16 protein-coding genes and 2 tRNA genes are annotated in these 24214 nt (G+C 60.1%); 2 read left to right on the plus strand and 16 right to left on the minus strand.

What is annotated here, in order from left to right:
* The first annotated feature begins 353 nt into the window (after positions 1-353).
* Positions 354-653, plus strand: a complete 300-nt coding sequence (locus tag AC5I5B_RS18090; RefSeq protein WP_112356468.1) for a hypothetical protein — start codon at positions 354-356, stop codon at positions 651-653.
* Between the two features lie 90 nt (positions 654-743).
* Here AC5I5B_RS18090 and pbpC read toward each other — a convergent pair whose 3' ends face one another.
* The 6 genes from pbpC to AC5I5B_RS18120 all read right to left on the minus strand — a co-directional run bounded on the left by pbpC (position 744) and on the right by AC5I5B_RS18120 (position 10864).
* Complete coding sequence (gene pbpC / locus AC5I5B_RS18095) at positions 744-2822, minus strand: penicillin-binding protein 1C (protein ID WP_153315256.1); 2079 nt, start codon at positions 2820-2822, stop codon at positions 744-746.
* Positions 2819-8275, minus strand: coding sequence for an alpha-2-macroglobulin family protein (locus AC5I5B_RS18100; RefSeq protein ID WP_111833925.1), 5457 nt, complete (start codon positions 8273-8275; stop codon positions 2819-2821). Before AC5I5B_RS18100 ends, pbpC begins: the two co-directional genes overlap by 4 nt.
* A gap of 117 nt (positions 8276-8392) precedes the next feature.
* Positions 8393-8581 (minus strand): Trm112 family protein, encoded by a 189-nt coding sequence (locus tag AC5I5B_RS18105; RefSeq protein ID WP_003506270.1) that lies wholly within the window; start codon positions 8579-8581, stop codon positions 8393-8395.
* Positions 8582-8591: 10 nt separating this feature from the next.
* Complete coding sequence (locus AC5I5B_RS18110; protein WP_003506267.1) at positions 8592-9263, minus strand: LON peptidase substrate-binding domain-containing protein; 672 nt, start codon at positions 9261-9263, stop codon at positions 8592-8594.
* A 68-nt stretch (positions 9264-9331) separates the two neighbouring features.
* Positions 9332-10300, minus strand: coding sequence for a thioredoxin (gene trxA, locus AC5I5B_RS18115; protein WP_111781992.1), 969 nt, complete (start codon positions 10298-10300; stop codon positions 9332-9334).
* A gap of 54 nt (positions 10301-10354) precedes the next feature.
* Positions 10355-10864, minus strand: a complete 510-nt coding sequence (locus AC5I5B_RS18120) for a prolyl-tRNA synthetase associated domain-containing protein (protein ID WP_111833926.1) — start codon at positions 10862-10864, stop codon at positions 10355-10357.
* 253 nt (positions 10865-11117) lie between these two features.
* On the opposite strand from AC5I5B_RS18120, the gene AC5I5B_RS18125 reads away from it, so the two are divergent.
* Positions 11118-11192: transfer RNA gene (locus tag AC5I5B_RS18125), tRNA-Gly, on the plus strand.
* A gap of 507 nt (positions 11193-11699) precedes the next feature.
* Here the strand turns inward: AC5I5B_RS18125 and AC5I5B_RS18130 are convergent.
* From AC5I5B_RS18130 to ftsH, 10 genes are all read right to left on the minus strand, one after another.
* Positions 11700-11933, minus strand: a complete 234-nt coding sequence (locus tag AC5I5B_RS18130; RefSeq protein ID WP_111834182.1) for a hypothetical protein — start codon at positions 11931-11933, stop codon at positions 11700-11702.
* Positions 11934-12008: 75 nt separating this feature from the next.
* A tRNA-Met gene (locus tag AC5I5B_RS18135) sits at positions 12009-12085 on the minus strand.
* Positions 12086-12220: 135 nt separating this feature from the next.
* Positions 12221-13417: a tRNA 2-thiouridine(34) synthase MnmA gene (gene mnmA, locus AC5I5B_RS18140; RefSeq protein ID WP_111834183.1), complete on the minus strand. Its 1197-nt coding sequence runs from the start codon at positions 13415-13417 to the stop codon at positions 12221-12223.
* 207 nt (positions 13418-13624) lie between these two features.
* Positions 13625-14815 carry an OpgC family protein gene (locus tag AC5I5B_RS18145; protein ID WP_003506259.1) on the minus strand — a complete coding sequence of 397 codons (1191 nt, stop codon included), beginning with the start codon at positions 14813-14815 and terminating at the stop codon, positions 13625-13627.
* Between the two features lie 490 nt (positions 14816-15305).
* On the minus strand, positions 15306-16382 hold the full coding sequence (locus AC5I5B_RS18150) for a Tim44 domain-containing protein (protein WP_003506258.1): 1077 nt from the start codon (positions 16380-16382) through the stop codon (positions 15306-15308).
* A 222-nt stretch (positions 16383-16604) separates the two neighbouring features.
* Positions 16605-18200: a phosphoglycerate dehydrogenase gene (serA, locus tag AC5I5B_RS18155; protein ID WP_003506257.1), complete on the minus strand. Its 1596-nt coding sequence runs from the start codon at positions 18198-18200 to the stop codon at positions 16605-16607.
* Positions 18201-18283: 83 nt separating this feature from the next.
* Entirely contained in the window at positions 18284-19462 is a 1179-nt protein-coding gene (locus AC5I5B_RS18160; protein ID WP_060723156.1) for a phosphoserine transaminase, read from the minus strand.
* Positions 19463-19674: 212 nt separating this feature from the next.
* Positions 19675-20520 (minus strand): outer membrane protein, encoded by an 846-nt coding sequence (locus tag AC5I5B_RS18165; RefSeq protein WP_003506253.1) that lies wholly within the window; start codon positions 20518-20520, stop codon positions 19675-19677.
* 188 nt (positions 20521-20708) lie between these two features.
* Entirely contained in the window at positions 20709-22061 is a 1353-nt protein-coding gene (gene glmM / locus AC5I5B_RS18170; RefSeq protein ID WP_111834184.1) for a phosphoglucosamine mutase, read from the minus strand.
* Between the two features lie 189 nt (positions 22062-22250).
* Complete coding sequence (gene ftsH, locus AC5I5B_RS18175) at positions 22251-24197, minus strand: ATP-dependent zinc metalloprotease FtsH (protein ID WP_003506249.1); 1947 nt, start codon at positions 24195-24197, stop codon at positions 22251-22253.
* Between the last annotated feature and the right edge of the window lie 17 nt (positions 24198-24214).

The raw sequence follows: 24214 nt of genomic DNA on the forward strand, positions 1-24214 counted from the left end.
ATGGTGAAGGGACAGTCCAGACCACGAACGTTTTGCCCGGCAACGGCGGGACGGCGGCGAAAGCCGAAGCGGTATGAATCCTGGGGTCGGAGGTTCGAATCCTCTCGTGGACGCCATTTTTCCTGTAAAATCTTGTAAAAACAACGATGTAGATTGAGCGCAGCCTCACCCGGCGCAGCCGCCGGCCATTTGACACGTCTCTGCCTCGACCGAAGTATCGGCGACATCCTTCACGAACACGGAAAATTCAAAGCTTCAAAAGGGAACGTTGAAAGCCGGCAATTGCTTCCTATTTCCTATCAGTGATGATGAGGCGCCTGTCAGAATTGTTTGCGCTAGAGGAAGGAGATTTGATGATCGACGAATATGGTCCATATGCACAGGTATCTACGCTTGGGGAACAGATGGCTGCCTGCTACCAGACGGATGCAAATCTCGTATTGGAGCCGCATCTGGCGCATTACATGGACGAGGTAGAGGTCAATATCGCCGCCGATAGTTTCAATCACGTTGGATTTCTGAACAGGATCAGAAGCCGGTTACAGATAACGCTGACGGCGACGACCAACCCGAGGCGCCGGGAGTTTCTGCAAGCCGTCGTGGCTGCGCTTCAGGAGCGGATCGACCGCCATTCATTCGATGTGGCGCAATAGGCAAGACGGCGGAAAAGAACTGATGAGACGCTCGCGGCGCTGTACGACGCAAGCACGGGGGGCGACCCTTTGTTGAGTTGGACGTCCCTGCTATTCGACGAAAATCCGTACACTCGAAGCACGGCCATCGGCGTCGATTACCGTGAGTGTGGAAAATCCCTGACCTTCCGGTCGCCATTCGCTGTTGCGGCGGTGGGACGCATCCGGCAAAGGCAAGCCATTGGCAAGCCAGCGGAAGGGTGCGCGCCCGCCCTGCAGCTTGAGCACCAGCGGCGAAATGCCTGACTGGCCGGAGAGCTCCACCCGCGCGCCTTCCGGCGGGTAAACGATACGCGGGGCGCTTTCCCGCCTCGATGCCGCAAGCAGGCCGCTGGCCGTCGTGGTGAAACGCCGCTGGTTGGCGGGTAGGTCGCTCACGGCAACGCGGGCGACACCGGAGGGTGCGGCCGGCATCGGCGTCACCGCCACACCGGATTTTGCGAAAGCCTCGAACAGGATCGGGGCCGCCGTTGCGTATCCGGCAACGCCCGGCACCGCGCCATTGTCAGCACGGCCAACCCAGACGCCGATGACGTGCCGCCCGTCATAGCCCACCGACCATGCGTCGCGATACCCATAACTGGTGCCGGTCTTGTAGGCGATGCCGCGCTGTTTCATGCCGAGCGGGGGCAACACGCCGGAGAGAATATCCGAGACATTCCAGATCGCGGCATCGGAGAATAACCGGTCGCCCTCCAGCCGTTCCGGGGCAGAGCGGACACCATCTCCAAGCCGCACAGGATCACCACCGCCGGCAAGCCCGGCATAGAGCTGCACCAGATCGACCAGCGAAATGCCGGCGCCACCAAGGGCGATGGCAAGCCCCGGCGCTTCGCTGGTGGGCAGCACGAGCCGGACACCCACCCGCCGGAACCGCACCATCAGCGCCGAGGGACTGACCGCATCGAGCAGCTTGACAGCAGGCACGTTGAGCGACAATTGCAGCGCTTGGCGAATGCTGACATCACCCTGGTAATGCATGTCGAAATTGCGTGGCCGGTAGCCGGAAAAATCAGCCGGGCGATCCTCGATGATGGTTTCCTGCCCGATAAGGCCATTTTCGAAGGCGAGGCCATAGATGAACGGCTTGAGGGTGGAGCCCGGCGAACGCACGGCCCGGCTCATCTCCACGAAACCGCGTCTTGCCGTATCGAGATAGTCCGCCGAACCGACCTCCGCCAGAATATCGCCGGTCTGCGCGTCGGCCATGACGATGGCGACGGAGACTTTGTCCTCAAGCTTTTCCGCCGCATGGCGGGCAACATCTTCCAGTTCCCGCTGAATCGGCAGCGTCAGCGTAGAGCGCACTTTGGCGGTATTCGGGAATTTCGCCCGTGCGGCAACGGCCATATGCGGCGCATAGGAGGGAAGATCGCGCCTGCTGGAAGGCACATCTGCAAGAGCCGCCCGCGCCGCCTCCCCGTCGCCCACCACGCGCTCGACGGCAAGCCGTTGCAATACGCGCTCCCGCGCCTGCTTCGCCGCCTCTGGAAAGCGATCCGGGCGGCGTTTTTCCGGCAATTGCGGCAGCGCCACCAGAAGAGCCGCCTCCGCCGTATCCAGCCGGCCCGGCTCCTTGCCGAACCAGGCAAGGCTTGCGGCCCTGACGCCTTCGAGATTGCCGCCATAGGGTGCGATATTCAGATAGAGATCGAGGATATCAGCTTTGCTGAGCCTTCTTTCGATCTGGAGAGCACGCACGGCCTGCAGCAATTTCGCCGAGAATGACCGGTCGGCGCGCGGCTCGATCAGCCGCGCCACCTGCATGGACAACGTCGATGCGCCGGAAACGATCCGGCCGTTGCTGGCCAATTGCCACGCGGAGCGCAGAAGCGCCCAGGGATCGACCCCGTGGTGATCGTAGAAACGCTGATCCTCGTAAGCGACCAGCATGCGCAGTAACTGCGGATCGACCTCGGCCGCCGTGGTTTTGAGCCGCCAGCGGCCATCTGCTGTCGCAAAGGCCCGCAGCAGTTTGCCATCGCGATCCAGCACCTCGAAAGATCGCTGCCGTGCGGCCTCCAGCGGCGGCGGATAGGCCTTGTCCAGCGCATCGAGACCGAAGGCCGCGCCGCCCAGAAGCAACGCGGCCGTCACGATGCCAACGATGATTGCCTTTTTCCGGCTCATGGGGTTGCCGAGCGCACCTCCATGCGGCCGGTTGCCGTGCGGGCGGCAAATTGCGGCCGGTACATATCCTCAACCGAAGCTGCCGGATGATCATAGGTGCCGGGGGTAACAGCACGGACCACATAGGCGAGCGCAATTTCCGAACTGTCACCGGCAGAGCGGTCGAAGGCCGCCACGAAACGGTCGTAACGGAACTCGGTATGGGCCGCTTCCGTTTCCGGCAACCAGTCGAAATTCGACAGTTCCGCCGAATTGACGAGGCTGGGATTGTCGATTTCGAAGCCGGAGGGCAGCAGATCCGTCACCAGAATGCGCGACTGCCAGTTATTCTTCGGTACGATATTCAGCACCACAACATAACGCTCGTTCTGCGTGACCTCGCTCGGGTTCACCTCCTCGCCATCCATGGAATAATAGGTGCGGGTGATGGTGAAGCCTTCGCCGCCGGCAGCGAGCGGCTGGGCCGGGGGCGCCACGGTGGTGACAACAGCCGTGACCGGATCGGCCGAGGCATTGGCGATCTTCAAGGGAGCTGCCAGCAATTCATCGCCGCTCATCCGCTTGCCGAAACCGCCAGTCTGCAAATCACCATTCACATCGAGACGGATATCCTTGTCCTCGCCTTTGACAGCGCGGGCGGCAAGCAGCATCCATGCCTGTTCCTGGGTGCTGGTATAGGGCTTCTTTTCCCATTCCTTGGCCACGGCACCGGCAAGCTGCGGCACGACGGCCGGAACCGGACGGCTTTCGGCCGCAAGCGCCAGTGTCGCCGCACCATCACGCAGGGCCGAGCCATAATCGGCGCGTGCGAAGCTGACATTGGTGGCGCGGCTTGCCATATCGAGCGAAGCGCCGAACACGGTCTTCGAACGGGCCTGATCGCCGTAAAGCGAAAGGGCGGCGGCAACCTGTGCCTTGGCAAGCGGCGTCGGGAAATCGGCGAGCGCCGTATCCGCGTAATATCTGAGATCGTTGATCGCCGCCTTGCGGTTTCGCGCCAGCACATAAAGCGAATAGGCGATCTCGTTGCCGCGATCCTTGACATTGCTGTCATAGGAAAGACCGTTCTGCAGGTTGTTCAGCGCCTGCACCATGGCCGCTTCGGGAACGTCGTAATTCTGCTCGCGCGCCCTTGTCAGAAAGTCGCTGATATAGGCATCCAGCCACAGATCGCCATAACCAGGCGACCAGAGGCCGAAACTGCCCGAACTCGACTGGAAGGACAGCACACGGTAGATCGCTTCCTGCACCCGCTTGCGGGTATCAGGGTCCTCAGCCATGCCGCTGTCCTTCGTCAGTTCCGAGACATAAAGCAGCGGCAAAGCGCGGCTCGTCGTCTGCTCAGCGCAGCCGTAAGGATATTTGTCCAGCATCATCACAAGCGCCGGAATATCGAAGGCGGGCGAGCGCGTGACGTTGACGGCGACCGAGGAGCCGAGCAGCATGCTGTCGGCCAGAAGATCACCATTGATCGTCAGGCTGCTGTTCGGCGCAATCTTGATTTCGCGCCGCGTCGTCACCGGCAGGACAGCCGGACGCACAGGAACGTTCAGAACCTGCTCCAGCGAAACACCCGCGGCATTGGAAACCTTGATGGTGATCGCACCATTGCCGGGCTGTTCACCTGTTAACGGAACCGTCAGCGAAGACTTGCCGCCTTTCTGCAGCGCCAATGTCTGCGACATCTCTCCCTGATCGACGGTCAAGGCCGTGTTGCTGGTCACATCCAGCCGGTAATCGCCGGCCTCGCCATCCGTATTGGCGATATCGAGTCGCAATTGCGAGACATCGCCGGGGGCGAGGAATTTCGGCGCGCTGGCCGTGACTACCACGGGATCGCGGATGATGGCATCGGAGACGGCATGTCCTACGCCTGTCTTCGTCCAGGCCACCGCCATGATGCGGGCCGTACCGTTGAACTGCGGAATATCGAAGCTCACCGTCGCCTTGCCGTTAGCGTCGAGTTCGACCGGACCGGCAAAGAAGGCTACGAGCTTTTCGGTGGGCGGGCTGCCCTGAAGGGCCGCCCCTCCGCCGTCACCGCCGGTGCGCAGCCGGCCGGTGGCGCCAAGCGAACCATCGATCAGCCGGCCATAGAGATCGCGGATTTCCAGCCCCAGCCGGCGCTGGCCAAAATACCATTCATCGGGCTTTGGCGGTTCATAGCGGGTGAGGTTCAATATGCCGACATCGACGGCCGCAACGATGGCATAGGCCTTTTCGCCGACGCCAGTGCCCGCAACCGTGATCGGAATTTCAAGCGGCTGGCGCGGCAGTGTTTTCTGCGGTGCGCCCAGCGTGACGGCAAGCTTGCGCTCAGCCGGATCGACGGCGAGCCATTTGATACCGATGGCGCGCATCGGCATGCGGCTTTCCTGCGCATCGCCGGGGCGGAACAGCGTGGCGGTGACGTAAGCGCCCGCACCCCATTCCTCGGTGACCGGAATGTCGATCTCGCCGCCATCCTCACCGACCTCGGCATTCTGCACGGCAATCAGCTTTTCCGAACCTGATGTCACCATCAACTCACCGGCAAAACGCGAGGATACCTTGAGTTTGGCCGTATCGCCGATCTTGTAGCTCTGTTTGTCGAGGGCAATTTCCAGTGCATCCGGCGTTTCCGTCGAGCTTGCCTCGACGTAGAAGCCGGCATCGAATTCGACGCTGGAAACCGGTGCGCCGTTACCCGCGCCCTCCACTTCCAGCCGGTAGCGGCCCCAGGTGACGGGCACGGAAATCTCGCCGCCATTGGCATCGACGGACAAGGTGCCCGCTTCCTGCTGCTTGGTATATTCCACCGGCTCGTAACGCCAGGAATTGCCCTGACGATACCATTGATAGTTCCGCTCGACCTTGATGAGCTTCCAGTTGAGGCCGTTCATCGCCTGCCTGGCGCCATCGGCGCTGACGCCGATGATATGGAAACGGCCGACGGAATTCTGGGCGAGATCGCCCGAAAACTGCGGCTTGATCCCGATAACAGAGGCTTCCGCCTTGATAGGCAGCGTCAGCGAGCGCTCCACGGCGCGGCCACCGGCTTCGCGCATGCGCACAGTGATGTTGGCGGAAAGAAGTTGAGTGGTGGAGGGCAGATCGGTGAGGTCAACATTGAAACTCGCCTTGCCCTCTTCGTCCAGCACCGGCAGGTCGGCGAGCGCGGTGCGGTTTTCCTCTTCGCTTTCCTCATCCGCCAGACCGAAGAAATAACCTTCGAAATCCGCGCTGGTGCGCGTCGGCTTGATCGCGACCTCGCCTTCCAGCGTCAGACCGGCGGCCGGCGCGCCATAGAGATAACGGCCATCGACGTCGATTGCGGTCTCCGCTCCCGGATCGATCTGTTTCGCCTTGCTCGAGAGGTCGAACTCGGTGCGATCAGGCACGAAATCGTCGACGAGAAAGCTCTTTTCGCTGATCGCAGGCGTTTTCGGGTCGGTATGGATGCGCAATGTCCAGGTGCCGCGCATGGCATTCGCCTGCAGCGACAGATCGACCGCATGGCCACCCAGCGCCTTGCCATCACTGACGAAGCGCCGGTCCTCGACGCCATCCGGGCGCGAGAAGATGAAGGTGAGCGGCAGATCCTCGATTGCCTTGCCGTCGACATCACGGGCAAGCGCTGCGGCATGCACGGTCTCGCCGGCGCGGTAAATGCCGCGCTCGGTCCAGCTGAACACGTCGATCGCGCCCGGCGCTGCACGTCCCGTCACGCCGCGATCCGAGAGATCGAAGCCTGCGCGGGTCATATCGAGGAAAACGTAGTCCTTGTCGCCGTTACGCGCGGTCAGGATGGCAGGCGCCTGCGCCGCAGTGCCGCGCATCAGGCCGGCCGAGAACACCGCGCGGCCGTCCGCATCGGTCTTTGCCGTGCCCAGCACCTCGTTGTTCTTGGCGAGCAGCTGCAAATCCACGTCCGCAAGCGGCTTGGCGCTGCCAAGGGCTCGGACGAACACATTCAGACCGTCGGTTCCGGCATAGGTGGTGATGCCGGTATCGGAGACCAGGAACCATTGCGTGGCCCGGGAATCCCAAGTCTCCGGCGCTGTACCCGGCGGAACGGCAGTCAGCACATAGATGCCGGGCTTGCGCTCGGGCAATGCCTCATCCACCGGGAAGCTCGTCACCACATCCTTATTGAGATTGGGCTGGATATCGATCGAGCCCTGCCAGACGAGTTCGCCGATCTCGTTTTCGATGCGGTCGGCATTGTAGCCGTCCATCTGCGTCAGAAACTGCGAGTTTGCGAGCAGCGAGGTGATGTTGCGGTCGCCGACGCGATAGAGCTTCAGGTCGGCCTTGTCGGCATTAACAGAGACAATGGGGATGCCGCGACGGGCAGTACCCGGCAGCACGAAATTCTCACCCGTGAAGCGCACGCTGGCGGCACGGTCACGCACGTAAATATCGAGATCGACCTGCTTTTCCAGCGGCTCTTCCACCGAGGAAGGCAGACCGGCGCGCAGCGCGATCTTGTAACGTTGGCCATGGGTGAGGCCTTCGACGCAAATCTCGCTGCCCTTCGCTTCGATGGCCTTGGGGGCTGCCCCATCCAGCGTGATGAAGGAGGAATAATCGACACCGTTCTTCACCAGCGGCTCGGAAAACTGCACGCAGGCGCGCGGGCTGACACTATCCGTATCCACGGTATTATTGATGACGCGGAAACCCTGCCGCGTGCGCAGATCGGCATAGGCCGCCTTGGTCTGCGCATTGTCGGTAAGCGCAAGGCTCTCCTTATAGGCATTGAGTGCTGCGCGATAATTCTGGGTTCTTTCGAAAGCCTTCGCCAGCCGGTTCAGGGCCTCGGTGCGGGCGCTGACGGTGCGGCTCAGCTGGTAGGCATTGATGGCGGCGGAAGCGGCCTGCCCGGCAATCGAATAATTATCGGTGACCTGCGCCGCCTTTTCGGAAAGCTCCGCCCAGAGCGCGCCGTCGTCAGGCGTGATAGCAAGCGCCTGTTTATAGGTCGTGACCGCATCGGGAATATTGCCCGCGGTTGCCTGCTGCCGCGCCGTCTGCACGAGGGCTTCCACGCTCTGTCCGCCTTCACCGTCATTCGCCGCAAGGCCGGATTTCAGCCGGCGCGCTTCCTGCTGCAGACTGTCAGTGACGAAGGACAGGCGTTGCGGCGCGCCGATATCGGTTTCCGCTACCACTTCCACGATCTTGCCGGCAACCGCGCCGGGGAAAGCGTTCAGCTGATTGAAATCCGATTTGAGGAAGCACCATTTCACCTTGGGATTGTAGGTGAAGGCCTTGCAGACGGTATCGCCTACGCAAATCTCGCCGCATTGCTCCAGCGAGACATTCTGCTCAGTGCGAAGATCGAAGCCGAAATAATCGCCGTTTTGGGTGGTAACAACCTTGCGGGAGGGCTCCGCCGCCATGGCTGGCGGAAAAATGAGGGCGGCCGAGGCCACAACCAACGAAATCCGGACGAGCGCGCGCAACGACATCAGTATTCTCCCCGCATCAGATATGTCGGGCGGGACTCTGGTCAAATCCACGCATGGTTGTCAACGCATCTTCGTCAATTCGCGACACGCAATGTGTGGAGGTGATAACCGGGGAGGTTAGTCTTCTATCTTGCGCGCTTCCGAAATCAGCATGATCGGCACGCCGTCGCGGATTGGATAAGCAAGTCTGGCGCTTTCGGAAATGAGCTCGTTACGGGCGCGATCATAGGAAAGACGCCCCTTCGTCAAAGGACAGACCAAAAGCTCCAGCAGCTTGGGGTCGACACTGCTCATCCTGTCGTCCATGGCGGCGATCCTATTGCAGCACGTTGCCGCCCTCACCCGATCCTTGCGCAAGAACGATCTCGGTGATGGCGATCAATGTTTCGGCTCGCGTCTTCAGATCAGGCGCTTCCAGCAGCGCCTGTTTTTCGGCGGGTCCAAATGGAGACATCATGGAAAGCGAATTGACGAGAACACGGTTGCCGGCCCTTTCAACGCTTTCCCAGTCGGCTTCCAGCTGGTTGGCATCCAGAAACGAGCGGAATACCCGCAGCAGGTTTTCACGATCCACGGCCTCCTCGTCGTATTCGCCCGAGAGATCGGCGATGAAAGGCGCATGCCGGAAGCTGCGATAGGGCTCGCCCACCCCAACCTCTTCCAGCAGGCGGAAACGGCACACACCGGTGAGCGAGATGATGTAACGGCCATCACCTGTTTCGGAAAAGGAGGTGATGCGGCCGAGGCATCCGACTGCGCTCAGAGGTCCGCCCTCAAGGCCGGACTCAATGACATGAAGGGCCGGCTGCACCATGCCGATGAGCCGGTGGCCCGCCAGTGCCGTGTCGATCATGGCAAGATATCGCGGCTCGAAAATATTGAGCGGGAGATGACCTTCCGGCAGCAGCAGGGCACCGGGAAGTGGAAATACCGGCACGGTTTCCGGCAGGTCGTCGTTCTTTACATATCTCGCATTTCCGACGTGCATGGGATCAAGCCCCCTGTTCACTGCTGCCCGGCCGGCGGAGCAACCGCCCTGGCCGGGATATGCCCGCATTACGAAAACAGTATCGCCGAAAGCTTCCGGCGGCCGGCAACGGTTGCCGGATCCTTGAAACCCCAGGCCTCGAAAAACTCCAGAAGCTGGCGGCGCGCGCCGTCATCGTCAAAGGTGCGGTCCTTGCGCATGATATAAAGCAGATGATCCGCCGCCTCGTCGCGTCGGCCCTGCGCGTTCAGCACCTTGGCAAGCTTCACCCGCACCTCGTGTTGATCGGGATCAAGTGCCAGCTCGCGCTCCAGCGCCACGGGGTCGCCGATCTTGCGGGCTTCCTCATATTGCGCGATCTTTTTCGAAACGAGTTGAATGCCCGCATCGTCATTGAGTTCCTGAGGCAGGGACGAGAGCAGCTCGCTGGCCCGCTCATATTGACCGACCGCGATCATGCATTCGGCGATACCGGCAATCGCTGCGGGATTTTCCGGATCGGCCTGCATGACGGCGCCGAAAAGCTGCGCTGCGCCGTTAAAATCGCCATCTGCCAGAAGCTGCTTCGCGTCGGTCAGAACGGCCTCGATCTCAGCCTTGGGATCGCCCGCGTCAGGTCCGGCAATCTTTTCGATGAACTGCTTGATCTGGCTTTCCGGAACGGCACCCATGAAGCCATCCACGGGCCGGCCGTCGGCAAAGGCGACGATTGCCGGAATCGACTGGATGCCGAGCTGGCCGGGAATGGACGGATGATCGTCAATGTTCAGCTTCACGAGCTTCACACGGCCATTCGCCTCGTTGATGACCTTCTCAAGCACCGGCGTCAGCTGCTTGCACGGGCCGCACCAGGGCGCCCAGAAGTCCACCAGAACCGGCTGGCGACGGGATTCTTCAAGAACGTCCTTGGAGAAGGCAGCCGTCGTCGTGTCCTTGATGTGGCCGGAGGCCGCACCGTTAAGCTCGCCATTGTGATGCGCGCTTGCGGTCATCTGCCCGCTATAGGAACCGCCGTAAGGATTATTGTCGCCGCTCATGCCGGTCTCCCGTAAACTTCTGTCATTTGTCTTATTTGAAGCAAAGATCGTATCTCACTCGCTGACTTTCAAGACAAGCGGCGCATGTCCGGTTGCCTCGAGAAAGCGAATGAGATCTTTGGACGCGATCGTTGTCGTCTGGTCATTGGAAAGCGGATGGCCGTTTACCAGCTCGTTTTCCAGAAGATCGCTGTCGAGCACGAAGGTGACCTGCCTGTCCGTGTCGTTGATGGCTCCGAACACCGTGACCGAACCCGGCACGACGCCCAGATATTCCAACATTTTTTCCGGCCTGCCGAAGGACACGCGGCTTGCCGCCCCGATGGTCTTGTGAACGCTTTTCAGGTCCACGGCCGCATTTTCCTCAACCGTCAGCACGAAATACTGATCCTTCTTGTCCTTTACAAAGAGGTTCTTTGTATGACCGCCCTGAATGAGGTCGCGCAGCGACTGGGATTCGGCGACGGTGAACACCGGCTCATGCTGTTTCGTGGTGTGGGAAATGCCAAGCCCGTCGAGAAACTCGAACAGTTCCGTTGCCGTCTTCTGGGAATTTTCCGCCATATCCTGCCGCCTGCCTCTGTCGATTCCGTTTTCCTTGTTTCCTGATTAAGGGGGCAACTGACGCTTGGCAACGCAGGAAAAAACAGCGAAATGAAAAATTCTCAATCATTTCCGCCGCTTGTCGCATTTCTCAAAGAAATTTTCGCGTTTTTGTCATTTCCCTGTTGCATTCCAGAATCGATTGAGCGATATAGCGCCCGTCGCCGCTTGGCGGCCCACGGTTCAGCGTACTACCCCGGACCGGTGGATTTGAGCGGGTGTAGCTCAGGGGTAGAGCACAACCTTGCCAAGGTTGGGGTCGAGGGTTCAAATCCCTTCGCCCGCTCCAAATTTCCCTAAAGATTGAATCCTCAGGAAGCACCATTGTTTCCGCACGCCGAATCTTTCCGGGCGATGCGGCCTCGAATACCTTGCCTTCACAGCTGTCCTGTCGGCACGACGCTGCGGAAATTATCCTGCAAGCGGAACTTATGCTGAAGATGTCCGTTTCAGACGCGAGGCTCCTAACCTCAGTTCCCCTCTGATTGCCCGCCTTGAGCGGGCATCTTTTTTTGCCGCCGCCGCCACCCGCGAAAATATCAGCATCAACCCTGGAACGGCTCATATGCGCCGGACGTTCTCCTGCGTTGATAAACCGGGGAAGAGCCATGTCCGCATATTTGAGAAGAATTCTTTTGACTGCCGCATTCGCCGTCCTGTCGATACCAACCACCTCGCTTGCCGCAGACATGATCGTTTATGGCCGCGAACAGGTTTCACCGCACAAGACACATTACCAACCGCGGGCCGTTGAAAAAATGGGCTGCACCGAAAACCTGGTGTCCTACCGCTCCCCTTACCAACGGCGCACGGAACTGGTTACGCTTTGCCATCCACCAATAAACTGGAGAACAGGGCCCTCCACCGCAACAATATGGTCGCCTTGATCTTGCCATAATTCATTCAATGTGCTTTTGTGCAGCCGCCCTTGTGGGAGGGGGTAGAGGTTGAGACCCGCTGGCTGCATTTTTGCAGTAAGCGGGTTTCCCTTTTTTGGGCGAAACTTGCCGGCAAACACCAAATGATCCATCGTTTTTCCCGCTCGGAAAAGCAACGAAACACGGGCGCAGAACGACGCGGTTTGAATTTTTCATATGAAGGAAAGTGGTAGCGGGAGAGGGACTTGAACCCCCGACACGCGGATTATGATTCCGCTGCTCTAACCACCTGAGCTACCCCGCCACAGTGGAAACGTGACAGTCATGTGACCGGCCGTTCCATCAGGATGAGCGGCTTATAAGGTGCCGCTCCCCAAAGTGTCAAGCGCAAGATGCGCAAAAAATTCGCTTTCCGCATCGCTGCAAAAAGCGAATGGTTTCAGGCGGCAACCGGCTTTTCCAGAAGCGCCTTGAGCGACGCCTCGGCATCCACTGAGCGTTCCGACCGTTCGATGAAACCGCCGCCGTAAACGCGGGCATCGGCCCCCGGTGCGGAATAGAGCACGCAGGCCTGGCCAGGAGCGACGCCGGCCTCACCGGTCATCAGATCCACATAGATGCCGTTTTCGTCTGCATGCAGCATCGCTTCGGTTGGCGGACGGGTGGAGCGCACCTTGGCGAAACAGGCAAAGCCCTGCCCTGCGTCACTCGCCAGCTCGCCGTCGCCCAGCCAGTTCATGTCGCGCAGATAGACACGACGGGTTTCCAGCGCCTCGCGCGGGCCAACGATGACCCGGCGGCCCCGCGCATCGAGATGCACGACATAGAGCGGCTCCCCGGTCGCCACACCGATACCACGGCGCTGGCCGATCGTATAATGCACGATGCCATCGTGGCGGCCGAGCACGCGCCCGTCCAGATGGACGATATCGCCGGCCAAGGCCGCATTCGGCTTCAGCTTGTTGATGATATCGGTATATTTGCCCTGCGGCACGAAACAGATGTCCTGGCTGTCGGCCTTCTTGGCGACGACAAGCCCCATATCTTCCGCCAGCGCCCGCGTTTCGGCCTTGGAAAGGCCGCCGAGCGGAAAGCGCAGATAGTCGATCTGCTCCTGCGTCGTCGCAAACAGGAACCAGCTCTGGTCACGGTCGCTGTCAATCGGCCGATAGAGCGCACGCCGCCCCGGCTGACCGGCAACGGGATTGGGGCGCGAGCGGATATAATGGCCGGTCGCCAGTGCATCGGCACCCAGTTCCTGTGCCGTAGCGAGCAGATCGGCGAATTTTACCGTCTGGTTGCAGGCGACGCAGGGGATCGGCGTTTCACCCATCGCATAAGCTTCGGCAAAAGGGTTGATGACCGTTTCACGGAACCGCGCTTCGTAATCCAGCACGTAGTGGGGGATACCGAGCGTTTCGCAGACCCTGCGCGCATCGTCGATATCCTGCCCGGCGCAACAGGAGCCGGCGCGGTGCACGGCGGCACCGTGGTCGTAAAGCTGGAGGGTAATGCCGAGGACATCATAGCCCTCGCACTTGAGGATACCGGCCACCACGGAAGAATCGACGCCACCGGACATGGCGACAACGATCCGGGTATCTTCCGGCCTCTTGTCAAAATCGAGCGTATTCACGTTTTTTCCCATCGTCAGTCATAACGGGGGTAAAGGCCCCGCCGCCTGTCGGTCATCCGCCGCGAGAAACCATGGCCATCAATCGGGCCGTCCTGTCTCGCCATCCTGCGGATTTAAGGGCTGCATATAGAAAGGAATGGCCGCGCACGCAAGTACGGGGCGGAAAACCGCCCCGCAAAGCAATCAGATTCGGTCCGCGACAGGCTGTTAAGCGCCGGCCGTCTTCTGGCCGCTGCTGCCGAACCACTTGTCGCGCTCCCGCCACAGGGCCGGCAAGGCCAGCAATCCGATGGCCGTGAAAGCGATCAGCGTCTTGTTCAGCTGCGACAGTTCCGCCGTGCGGCCGTCGAGATAATAGACGCCGTAGACGATCGCCACATGCCAGACATAGACCTGCAGCGAATGGCGACCGAGCAGTTGCAGGAACTTCAACGACAGCACCCAGATGACGCCCTCAGCAATGGAGCGCACAAGCGGACGGTGGTGGTGCGGACCGGCAATCACCAGCCAGGTCAGGCCAACGCCAACCGCCAGGAAGTTGATGAGGTAAACCGGGCCGAAATCGGCGCGGATTTCCATGGTGGAGAACTTGCCCATCATGAATTCCGGCATCAGGCCCCAGGCCGTGGCAATGCGCAGCGGCATGAAGAACAGGCAGATGACAAGCGCTGCCTTCGGGAGCCATGTGTGCTGCGGCGAGAAGATCGCCTTCCACGGAATGCGGTTCTGCGCCGTCATCGCGCCCATCACCAGCGCCGAATAGAAAACCAGCTGCCAGCCGAGCAGGTTGAAGCTGACGCGGATACCCTGCTCGTCCGCACCCTTGACGAGTTCGTTGAGCGGCGTCGTCACGATCTGCTGAAGACCAAGCTGGCCCGCCATCCAGACCAGCAGGGAACCGGCCATGACATACGCCCACTTGCCGTCAAGGCAGAGCTTAACAAGGACCGGCGCAAACAGCATGTAGACGATATACTGCGGCAGAATATCCATGAAGGTCGGCTGGAAGAGGAATGTCGCAATCGCCGCCAGACGCAGCGGATCGTCGAACGTCGTCATGCCCAGCCAGTTGTACCAGATATAGGGCGCATGCGGGATGACCATGCGGAAGAACAGCACGGCGATGACGAGACCCATCGCATAACGATAAAGCTCCATCGCCCTGTTCCAGATCATCTGCTTGCCGGCGTCATAGCCATATTTCATCATCTTGCGCGCATAGACCATGCCGATCAGCAGGCCGGACAGGAAGACGAAGCCCTGCGCGTCCTCGACAAAGGCAAACTGCCGGTGATTGATTTCCACCAGCCAGAAGCCGCCGGCAAACACCAGATGGTTGATCAGCATGAAGACGAGGAAGTAACCACGCATCCCGTCGATCAGGTCGAAGCGTTTCATCTCGATAGCTCTCCGTTCTCGCGGGCCGTGCATTGCCCGGCCACCCAGCCCGGCTTGCGGGAGGCGGGCCGGGAATTGGATTGTCAACGCTGTTTTGCGGCTGTGGTTCCCTTTCCAAAGCGGTTTAGAACCGGCGCGAAAAGTCACATTGACGTGTATGCTTTCTGGTTAGGATGCAGGGACTGAATGCCGGATGAATGAAAAAAGGCAATTCCGTGAAGCGGTCGAGCCATGCACCGGCGACATGCCACGACAAACAGGGCTCAAAACCCTGCATAGCAGGGTGAAGCGGAAATTGCAGCCAATGATCGGCGGAGATATCACCCGTTAGATTTATCAATCGGTTTTTTGCCCTGCCGCGTCTGCCCAGGGCAAGGAGTATCCGGGACTAAATTTCAGGACGGTCGACGTCTTTGCGTCCTGATAAACAAAAGCCCGGAGGTTCGTGAACCTCCGGGCCATTTCGTTCTATAAAACTCGGGCTGTTGCCTCAGGCGGCGGCCTGAATGGCGGCGACCTGCCAGTTATCGTTGCCGGGGCGACGGACGAAGGTCCACATCTCGACCGCTTCGGACGGATGCTGTTCATCGCCTTCGACTACCTTGCCGGACGTGCGGTCACGCATCACGTCGATGGCGGAGTAACGCATCGCAACCGTTGCGTAATCCTGCCCTTCTTCGTGCCAGGCTTCGGCGACATCGCCCTGCAGCAGCGTCACGTCGCGCACGTCGTTTTTCACACCGCTGGTCGCGTTGTCGCTCAGTTCTTCCGCGAGATAGGACATGGCTTCCGGCGTCGTCAGCTTGCGCAGCGTGCCGTAATCCTCGGCCGCATAGGCAGCCTGCACATCTTCCAGCATTTTCTGGAAGGTTTCGAGGTCACCCTGCGTGATACCGATTTCATCGCCTTCCGAGATGGCATTGGCGTGGGGCACGGGCTTTGCCGTTGCCGCAGTAGCAGCCGCAGCGCCACCCGCAGCACCAGCCAGAGCACCAATCTTCGGAATCTTGAACGAGGATGCGGAAGGACCCGCCTGCGAACCGCCATTATAGGAGGAACTTGAATGATCAGTGCGCTGCGAACCGCCGGCCGAGCCATAAGCGGGCTGACCCTGACGGCGCGATGCGAAGAAACGCATGGCGAGCATAACGAGGAGACCGATCAGCGCCACCTGCAGCAGCATGCCGAAGAAACCGGCCATGCCACCAAAGCCACCGCCGAGAAGCATGCCGAACAGGCCACCCATCAACAGGCCGCCCATCAAACCACCCATCATGCCGCCGAACAGGCCGCGATTTTGCTGCGGCGCCTGCGCGCCGGGACGGGCCGGCTGAGCAGCGCTCGGTGCTGCCTGATTGGTATTGGGCGTCATGCTGCGGTTGATCGGCGCGGTCTGGCCGGGCGCCGTGCTGGTCGAAGGCGGAGCCGAATAGGTGCGCGTGCCGCGGCTGCCGAAACCACCGCTGGCGCGGCGTGCTTCTGCCATATCAACAGCTACGAAAGACACCGCGATACCAAGCGCGGCGACTGCGAACAAACCCTTGAAGCGCCGAAAGGCAGCAAACATCGTTATCTCCTGTTGGCCGCCCTCCCATGAGCGGCATCTCAGCAGGCGATATAGCAACTCATGATCATCATTTTTAGACCACTCGGCTTAAATTTTTTGTGATATGCAACCGAGGCGCGAGACCGGCGCGGATTGCCATAAAATGGGCAACTGGAGAAACAAAAACCGGCGCAGGGTTGCCCCTGCACCGGTCCTTATTGTCCCCTTGGGAGGAACGATAGATCAGTCGACGTTAAACGTCAGCGGCTTGACCTGGCGGATGGCCGGGTTGGCGCGCAGCTTGTCCAGCACCTCTTCGGAAACCGGGCCGTCAACATAGAGCAGCGCGATGGCGTCGCCGCCTTCCTTTTCACGGCCGAGCTGGAAGTTGGCGATGTTGACGCCAGCTTCGCCGAGCGTGGTGCCCATGAAGCCGATCATGCCGGGAACGTCGGTGTTGGTGATGTAGATCATGTGCGATCCGACATCCGCATCCATGTTGATGTTCTTGATCTGGATGAAGCGCGGCTTGCCATCCGAGAACACCGTGCCGGCAACCGAGCGTATCTGGTTTTCGGTCTTGACCGTCAGCTTGATGTAACCGTCGTAAACACCGGTCTTGTCGCGCTTGACTTCAGAAAGGATGATGCCCTTTTCCTTGATCATGACCGGGGCCGAAACCATGTTCACATCCGCAACCTGGCTGCGGATCAGGCCGGCCAGAAGGGCGCTGGTCAGCGCCTTGGTGTTCATGTTGGCGGTTGCGCCATCATAAAGGATTTCGATTTCCTTGGTGGCGCTTTCCTGCACCTGACCGACGAAGGAGCCGAGAACATCCGCCAGACGGATGAAAGGCTTCAGGCGCGGTGCTTCCTCAGCCGTGATCGACGGCATGTTGATGGCGTTGGAGACGGCACCCTTGACCAGATAATCCGACATCTGCTCGGCAACCTGAAGAGCGACGTTTTCCTGTGCTTCCGTGGTCGAAGCGCCGAGATGCGGCGTGCAGACGACGTTTGGCAGGCCGAAAAGCGGGCTTTCGGTGGCGGGTTCGACTTCGAACACGTCAAAACCGGCGCCGGCGACATGGCCGGACTTGATGGCTTCGGCAAGAGCCGCTTCATCCACCAGACCGCCACGGGCGCAGTTGACGATACGCACGCCCTTCTTGGTCTTGGCAAGGTTTTCGGCATTGAGGATGCCGCGCGTCTTGTCAGTCATCGGCACATGCAGGGTGATGAAATCGGCCTGCGCCAGCAGTTCGTCGAGCTCAACCTTGGTGACGCCCATTTCCTGCGCGCGCTCCGGCGACAGGAAGGGGTCGTAGGCCAGAACATGCATCTTGAGACCAAGCGCACGCGAGCAGACGATGGAGCCGATATTGCCGGCGCCGATGACGCCGAGCGTCTTGCCGGTGATTTCGACACCCATGAATTTCGACTTTTCCCACTTGCCGGCCTGCGTAGAGCTGTCGGCGGCCGGAAGCTGGCGCGCAACGGCAAACATCAGCGCGATGGCATGTTCCGCAGTCGTGATGGAGTTGCCGAACGGCGTGTTCATGACGATGATACCGCGGCGCGAGGCGGCCGGAATATCGACATTGTCGACGCCGATGCCGGCGCGGCCGATGACCTTGAGGTTGGTTGCCGCCTCGATCAGCTTTTCGGTCGCCTTGGTGGCGGAACGAATGGCCAGACCATCGTAATTGCCGATGATTTCGGCAAGTTTGTCCTTGTCCTTGCCGAGCTTCGGCTGGAAATCGACTTCGACGCCACGATCACGGAAAATCTGGACGGCGGTTTCCGACAGTTCGTCGGATACGAGTACGCGAGGTGCCATGGTTCACGGGCTCCTTGAAAAGCGGTGCAGTTTTGAAAACGGGGAATGTGCGGCCCTGCATCAGCGCAGGGCCGGTATCAAAATCAGGCGGCAGCCTTGGAAAGTGCTGCCTTCTGCGTCTGGTAAGCCCAGGCGAGCCAGGGCATGACGGCTTCCATATCGGCCGTCTCGATGGTCGCGCCGGCCCAGATGCGCAGACCGGACGGTGCGTCGCGGTAAGCGCCGATATCGAGGGCGACATTTTCCTTTTCGAGCAGGGCGACGACGCCCTTGGCGAAATCGGCCTGTGCGGCGGCATCCAGCGCCTGCACCTCGGGATCAACGATCTTCAGGCAGACGGAGGTGTTGGAGCGGGTTTCCGGCTTGACGGCCAGGTTGGCGATCCAGTTGTTCTTCTCAATGAAGTCGTAGATGACCTTGGCATTGGCGTCGGCACGGCCGATCAGCGCCTTCAGGCCACCGAGGTTCTTCGCCCACAGCAGAGCGTCGATATAGTCCTCAACGCAGAGCATGGACGGCGTGTTGATGGTTTCGCCGGTGAATATGCCTTCGATGAGCTTGCCGCCGGAGACCATGCGGAAGATTTTCGGAAGCGGCCATGCCGGCGCGTAGCTCAGCAGGCGCTCGACGGCGCGGGGCGAAAGAATGATGACGCCATGGCCGCCCTCGCCGCCCAGAACCTTCTGCCAGGAGAAGGTGACGACGTCGAGTTTAGTAAAGTCCATGTCCTGCGCGAAGGCCGCCGAGGTGGCGTCGCAGATGGTCAGGCCCTTACGGTCGGCAGGGATGAAGTCGGCATTGGGAACGCGAACGCCAGAGGTGGTGCCGTTCCAGGTGAAGACGACGTCACGGTCGAAATCGACTTCGGCGAGATTCGGCAGCAGACCGTAATCGGCCTCGAACTTGCGCACGTCCTTCAGCTTAAGCTGCTTGATGACGTCGGTAACCCAGCCAGCGCCGAAGCTTTCCCAGGCGAGCATGTCAACGCCGCGTTCGCCCAGCAGCGACCAGAGCGCCATTTCAACAGCGCCGGTGTCGGATGCGGGAACAATGCCGATACGATAATCGGCAGGAACATCAAGAATTTCACGGGTGAGATCAATGGCCTGCTTCAGCTTGGCTTTGCCAACCTTGGCGCGATGCGAGCGACCGAGCGGCGCATCGGAGAGAGCATCTAGCGACCAACCGGGACGCTTCGAGCAGGGACCAGAGGAAAAATGCGTATTGCCCGGACGCACGTCCGGCTTCACTATATCTGTCATTTGACTACCCTTCCAGATAGGCGCTCCACGTTAGGGTGGAGTGTCCTGACGCCGTTGCTATTCCTGTCGCCGATCCCAGTCAAGCGGAATATGTCGCTGCGCAGAAGAATTTTGGTCCATATGCGTCATGCGCGGTGTCCGATGCCGGTAAAACAAAACCGCCCGCACCCGGAGGATGCGGACGGTCTGAAAGTACCAGCGGTGCGTGACGTTTATTTATAAACGGCAGGCTGCAGCGGAATATCAGCGGGCGGCATGTATTGCGCAGTGTCGCAGCCATTGAAGACATAACGGCCGCCGACGCGCACTTCATGTGAATAAAGGCCCTTGTCACGGCCCGGACCGCCGCCATTCTCATAAGCGAACATATCGCCCTTGTTGATGTGGCGGAAACGGTAGCCGATATCGGCCTTCAGGTTACAGGTGACGTCAATGGACGCACCGGCCATCAGAGCGTAGGCAAAGCGCCACTTGCCCTTGCCGCCATGTTCGGTGGTCGGGTCGCAGCCAAGGCCATTGACGCTGCACGACGTGTTGCGCAGCTTGTCCCATTTCACGTAAGAGCCGCCGATACCGCCGCCCACATAGGGTGTGACGCGGCCATAGGTGCCGAGATCGACATAGGCGTTGGCCATCAGCGTGTAGGCTCGCAGGGAGCTAAGATCCGCCGAGACGCAACGACCGGGAACAGAGCCACAGAAGCCGCTCGTGGAGCCTCTGAAATCCGATTTGCCCATATAGTCAAAGGTCACGTCACTGCGGAAATAGTTGTTGAACTGATAACCGACACCGCCGCCGATGACATAGCTGTCCTTGATTGTCGCTGTATCAAAATCCTGCAGATAGCCACCCGGGCCACCCTGATAATAATGGGCGCCGCGCAGCTTGTTGAAGGAATAACCGACATCGCCGCGCAGATACCAGCCGCTCGCCTGGGTGATCGCGACCTCGGGGGCCTCGACATAGGCCGGTGCGGGTTCGGCTTGATAAAGATCGGCAGCGATAGCGCTGGTACCGGTCAGCAGGACGGCCAGAAATCCGGCCAGGGCGTTTTTCATGACTTCCACTCCAGAAGAGGCACGTGCGTTTTCGGCAGCAGATGCCAGTGAACTGTTCAGTCATGGAGATTGACGTAAAATGGTTAAGTCCCGATTAACCACGATCATTCACTATATTTATTAGCAAATACGCAAAGAAAAAGCCGGCTGAGCAGCCGGCTTTGTTAGGACATTACTGACGCCTCGGCTCACGCGGCCGAGCGAGCATTGGCAATGACGCCGACGAGATCATTGACGATCTGCTCCACCTGCGCGCTGTCATCACCTTCCGCCATGACGCGGATCAGCGGCTCGGTGCCGGAGGGGCGGATGACGAGGCGGCCATTATTGGCCAATGCGCTTTCCGCATCCGCAATCGCCTGCTGCACAACAGGATTTTCCAGCGGCTTGCCGCCGGAGATACGCACGTTCTTCAAAAGCTGCGGCACCGGCTCAAACTTGCGGCAGACTTCGCTGACCGTGAGGCCGGAGCGCTTGACCTTGGCGAGAACCTGCAATGCCGCGACGAGGCCATCGCCCGTCGTGCCGTAGTCCGACAGCACGATATGGCCGGACTGTTCACCGCCGACGTTGAAATTGTGGTTACGCATGTGCTCGACGACATAACGGTCGCCCACCTTGGTGCGGGCAAGAGTGAGGCCCTTGTCGCCGAGGAAGCGTTCCAGCCCGAGATTGGACATGACAGTCGCGACGATGCCGCCGCCGCGCAGCGTGTTGTCGGCGGCCCAGCTATCAGCGATGACAGCCATCAGCTGGTCACCATCGACGATCTCGCCGCGCTCATCAATGATGATGACACGGTCCGCGTCACCGTCGAGAGCAATGCCGATATCGGCCCGCACTTCATGCACCTTCTTCTGCAGAGCTTCCGGATGGGTGGAGCCACATTCGAGATTGATGTTGATGCCGTTCGGCTCATTGCCGATCGTGACGACTTCCGCACCGAGTTCCCAGAGCGCAGCGGGTGCGACCTTGTAGGCAGCACCATTGGCGCAGTCGATCGCGATCCGAAGCCCGCTCAGCGTCACATCGCGCGGCAGGGTGCGTTTGACGAATTCGATATAACGATAGATGTCACCATCCACGCGCTTGGCGCGGCCGATCTCGCTCGGCTTGGCGAGCTGGGCGTAGATATCCTTGTCGAGAAGATCCTCAATCTCCAGTTCCAGCTCGTCAGAGAGCTTGTATCCGTCAGGTCCGAAAAGCTTGATGCCGTTATCGGAGAAGGGATTGTGCGAAGCCGAGATCATCACGCCGATATCGGCGCGCAGCGACCGGGTCAGCATGGCAACGGCGGGCGTCGGGATGGGGCCGAGCAGGAAGACATCAAGGCCGGCGGCGGTGAAACCGGCAACCAGTGCGTTCTCCAGCATATAGCCGGAAAGCCGCGTATCCTTGCCAATGACAACGCGATGACGATGATGGCCACGGCGGAAGATCGTTCCAACGGCAATGCCCACACGCATCGCCAGATCAGGCGTCATGGGGAATACGTTCGATTGTCCGCGGATACCATCGGTTCCGAAATAACGGCGTGCCATTTGAACTCCAAATCTTTCGGGCATTCCGGCAAAAGCTGAAAACAGCCGGAAGCGTTTTTGGCTAGATGCCACAAACCACGATAAACAGCACGTAAATTACCGCAAAAATGGCTTATATCTTGTTACCAAAATGAAAAGGCCACCCGGAAACCCGGATGGCCTTTTACAATTTCTAACATGCGCGGACGATCAATGCGGCTGCGGCTCCATGCCGCCTTCGGCCTCACCGTCACCCTTCGCTTCGCTCGGGCCGTCCTTCTTGGCGCCGGCTTTCGGCACCGCCGAACCACGGCTGCCCGGAGAATCGTCACCCAGATCGCGCGCCGGCTTCTCACCCCTCAGCAGCGCCTTGATCTCGTCGCCCGTCAGGGTTTCGTATTCGAGAAGACCCTCGGCAATTGCGACAAAGCCATCGTGGTTATCCGTGAGGATACGCCGTGCCTCGGTATAGGCCTCGTCGATCAGACGTCGGACTTCGGTGTCGATCGTCTGCGCCGTCGCCTCGGAGACGTTCTTCGACTGAGAGACGGAATGGCCGAGGAAGACTTCCTGCTGGTTCTCACCATAGGCCACCTGGCCGAGAGCGTCGGAGAAGCCCCATTGCGTGACCATGGCGCGGGCAAGCTTGGTGGCCTGCTCGATATCCGAAGACGCGCCTGACGTGATGTTCTCCTTGCCGAAGGTCAATTCCTCGGCAACGCGGCCACCCATCATGATGACCAGGCGCGACACCATCCACTTGTAGCTCATGGAATAGCGGTCGCCTTCCGGCAGCTGCATAACCATACCCAGTGCACGGCCGCGCGGAATGATCGTCGCCTTGTGCAACGGATCGGCCACGGCAACCTTCAGCGCGGTGATGGCATGGCCGGCTTCGTGATAGGCCGTCAGCTTCTTTTCGGCCTCGGTCATGGCGGAGGAGCGGCGCTCCGCGCCCATCATGATCTTGTCCTTGGCGTCCTCGAATTCCTGCATGGTGACCACTCGCTTGTTGCGGCGGGCAGCCATCAGGGCGGCTTCGTTGACGAGGTTCATGAGGTCCGCACCGGAAAAACCGGGAGTGCCGCGGGCCAGAATCTTGAGATCGACATTCGGCGCCAGCGGCACGTTGCGGATATGCACCTTGAGGATGCGCTCGCGGCCGACGATATCAGGGTTCGGCACGACGACCTGACGGTCGAAGCGGCCTGGACGCAGAAGTGCGGGGTCAAGAACATCGGGACGGTTGGTGGCAGCGATGAGGATGATGCCTTCATTCGCCTCGAAACCGTCCATTTCGACCAGCAGCTGGTTCAGCGTCTGCTCACGTTCGTCGTTACCGCCGCCAAGACCGGCGCCGCGATGGCGGCCGACAGCGTCGATTTCGTCGATGAAGATGATGCAGGGTGCATTCTTCTTAGCCTGCTCGAACATGTCACGCACGCGGCTTGCGCCGACGCCGACGAACATTTCCACGAAGTCCGAACCGGAAATGGTGAAGAACGGCACATTGGCTTCGCCGGCGACGGAACGCGCCAGAAGCGTCTTACCGGTACCCGGAGGGCCAACAAGCAGCACGCCGCGCGGAATCTTGCCGCCGAGGCGCTGGAACTTCTGCGGGTCGCGCAGGAATTCCACGATTTCCTCGAGGTCCTGCTTGGCTTCGTCCACACCTGCGACGTCATCAAACGTCACGCGGCCATGCGCTTCCGTCAGAAGCTTGGCCTTGGACTTGCCAAAGCCCATCGCGCCACGGGAACCGCCCTGCATCTGCCGCATGAAGAACAGCCAGACGCCGAGAATGAGGAACATCGGCAGAAGCGTGCCGAGATAGCTCAGAAAACCGGAGGAACCATCGCTTTCGGGACGCGCGACGATGGTGACGTTCTTGCTCTGCAAGCGCTCCATCAGGCTGTCGTCGATGACGGGGGAATAGGTCTGAAAGGCCGTGCCGTTTTCGGTATAGGTTCCGAGAACCCGGTTACCGGTGACGGTCACGTCGCGAACTCGCCCGGAATCCACATCGCGAAGAAACTGGGAGTACGGGATTTCCCGCGAGCCCGTTTGCGTCGGCGAGGTCTGGAACATGCTGAACAGCGCGATCAGCAAGAGGGCGATCACGGCCCACAAGGCGAAATTTCTGAAATTTGGGTTCATCGAACTCCCCGAACTCA

This window comes from Agrobacterium sp. (assembly GCF_059499945.1).

Bases quoted from the DNA above. Each gene is read 5' to 3' on its own strand.
- AC5I5B_RS18130 (WP_111834182.1), bottom strand. From the start codon at position 11,933: ATGGATCATTTGGTGTTTGCCGGCAAGTTTCGCCCAAAAAAGGGAAAC.
- ftsH (WP_003506249.1), bottom strand. From the start codon at position 24,197: ATGAACCCAAATTTCAGAAATTTCGCCTTGTGGGCCGTGATCGCCCTC.
- AC5I5B_RS18090 (WP_112356468.1), top strand. From the start codon at position 354: ATGATCGACGAATATGGTCCATATGCACAGGTATCTACGCTTGGGGAA.
- AC5I5B_RS18160 (WP_060723156.1), bottom strand. From the start codon at position 19,462: ATGACAGATATAGTGAAGCCGGACGTGCGTCCGGGCAATACGCATTTT.
- AC5I5B_RS18165 (WP_003506253.1), bottom strand. From the start codon at position 20,520: ATGAAAAACGCCCTGGCCGGATTTCTGGCCGTCCTGCTGACCGGTACC.
- AC5I5B_RS18150 (WP_003506258.1), bottom strand. From the start codon at position 16,382: ATGTTTGCTGCCTTTCGGCGCTTCAAGGGTTTGTTCGCAGTCGCCGCG.
- AC5I5B_RS18110 (WP_003506267.1), bottom strand. From the start codon at position 9,263: ATGCACGTCGGAAATGCGAGATATGTAAAGAACGACGACCTGCCGGAA.
- AC5I5B_RS18100 (WP_111833925.1), bottom strand. From the start codon at position 8,275: ATGTCGTTGCGCGCGCTCGTCCGGATTTCGTTGGTTGTGGCCTCGGCC.
- glmM (WP_111834184.1), bottom strand. From the start codon at position 22,061: ATGGCACGCCGTTATTTCGGAACCGATGGTATCCGCGGACAATCGAAC.
- AC5I5B_RS18105 (WP_003506270.1), bottom strand. From the start codon at position 8,581: ATGGACGACAGGATGAGCAGTGTCGACCCCAAGCTGCTGGAGCTTTTG.
- AC5I5B_RS18145 (WP_003506259.1), bottom strand. From the start codon at position 14,815: ATGAAACGCTTCGACCTGATCGACGGGATGCGTGGTTACTTCCTCGTC.
- trxA (WP_111781992.1), bottom strand. From the start codon at position 10,300: ATGAGCGGCGACAATAATCCTTACGGCGGTTCCTATAGCGGGCAGATG.
- pbpC (WP_153315256.1), bottom strand. From the start codon at position 2,822: ATGAGCCGGAAAAAGGCAATCATCGTTGGCATCGTGACGGCCGCGTTG.
- serA (WP_003506257.1), bottom strand. From the start codon at position 18,200: ATGGCACCTCGCGTACTCGTATCCGACGAACTGTCGGAAACCGCCGTC.
- AC5I5B_RS18120 (WP_111833926.1), bottom strand. From the start codon at position 10,864: ATGGCGGAAAATTCCCAGAAGACGGCAACGGAACTGTTCGAGTTTCTC.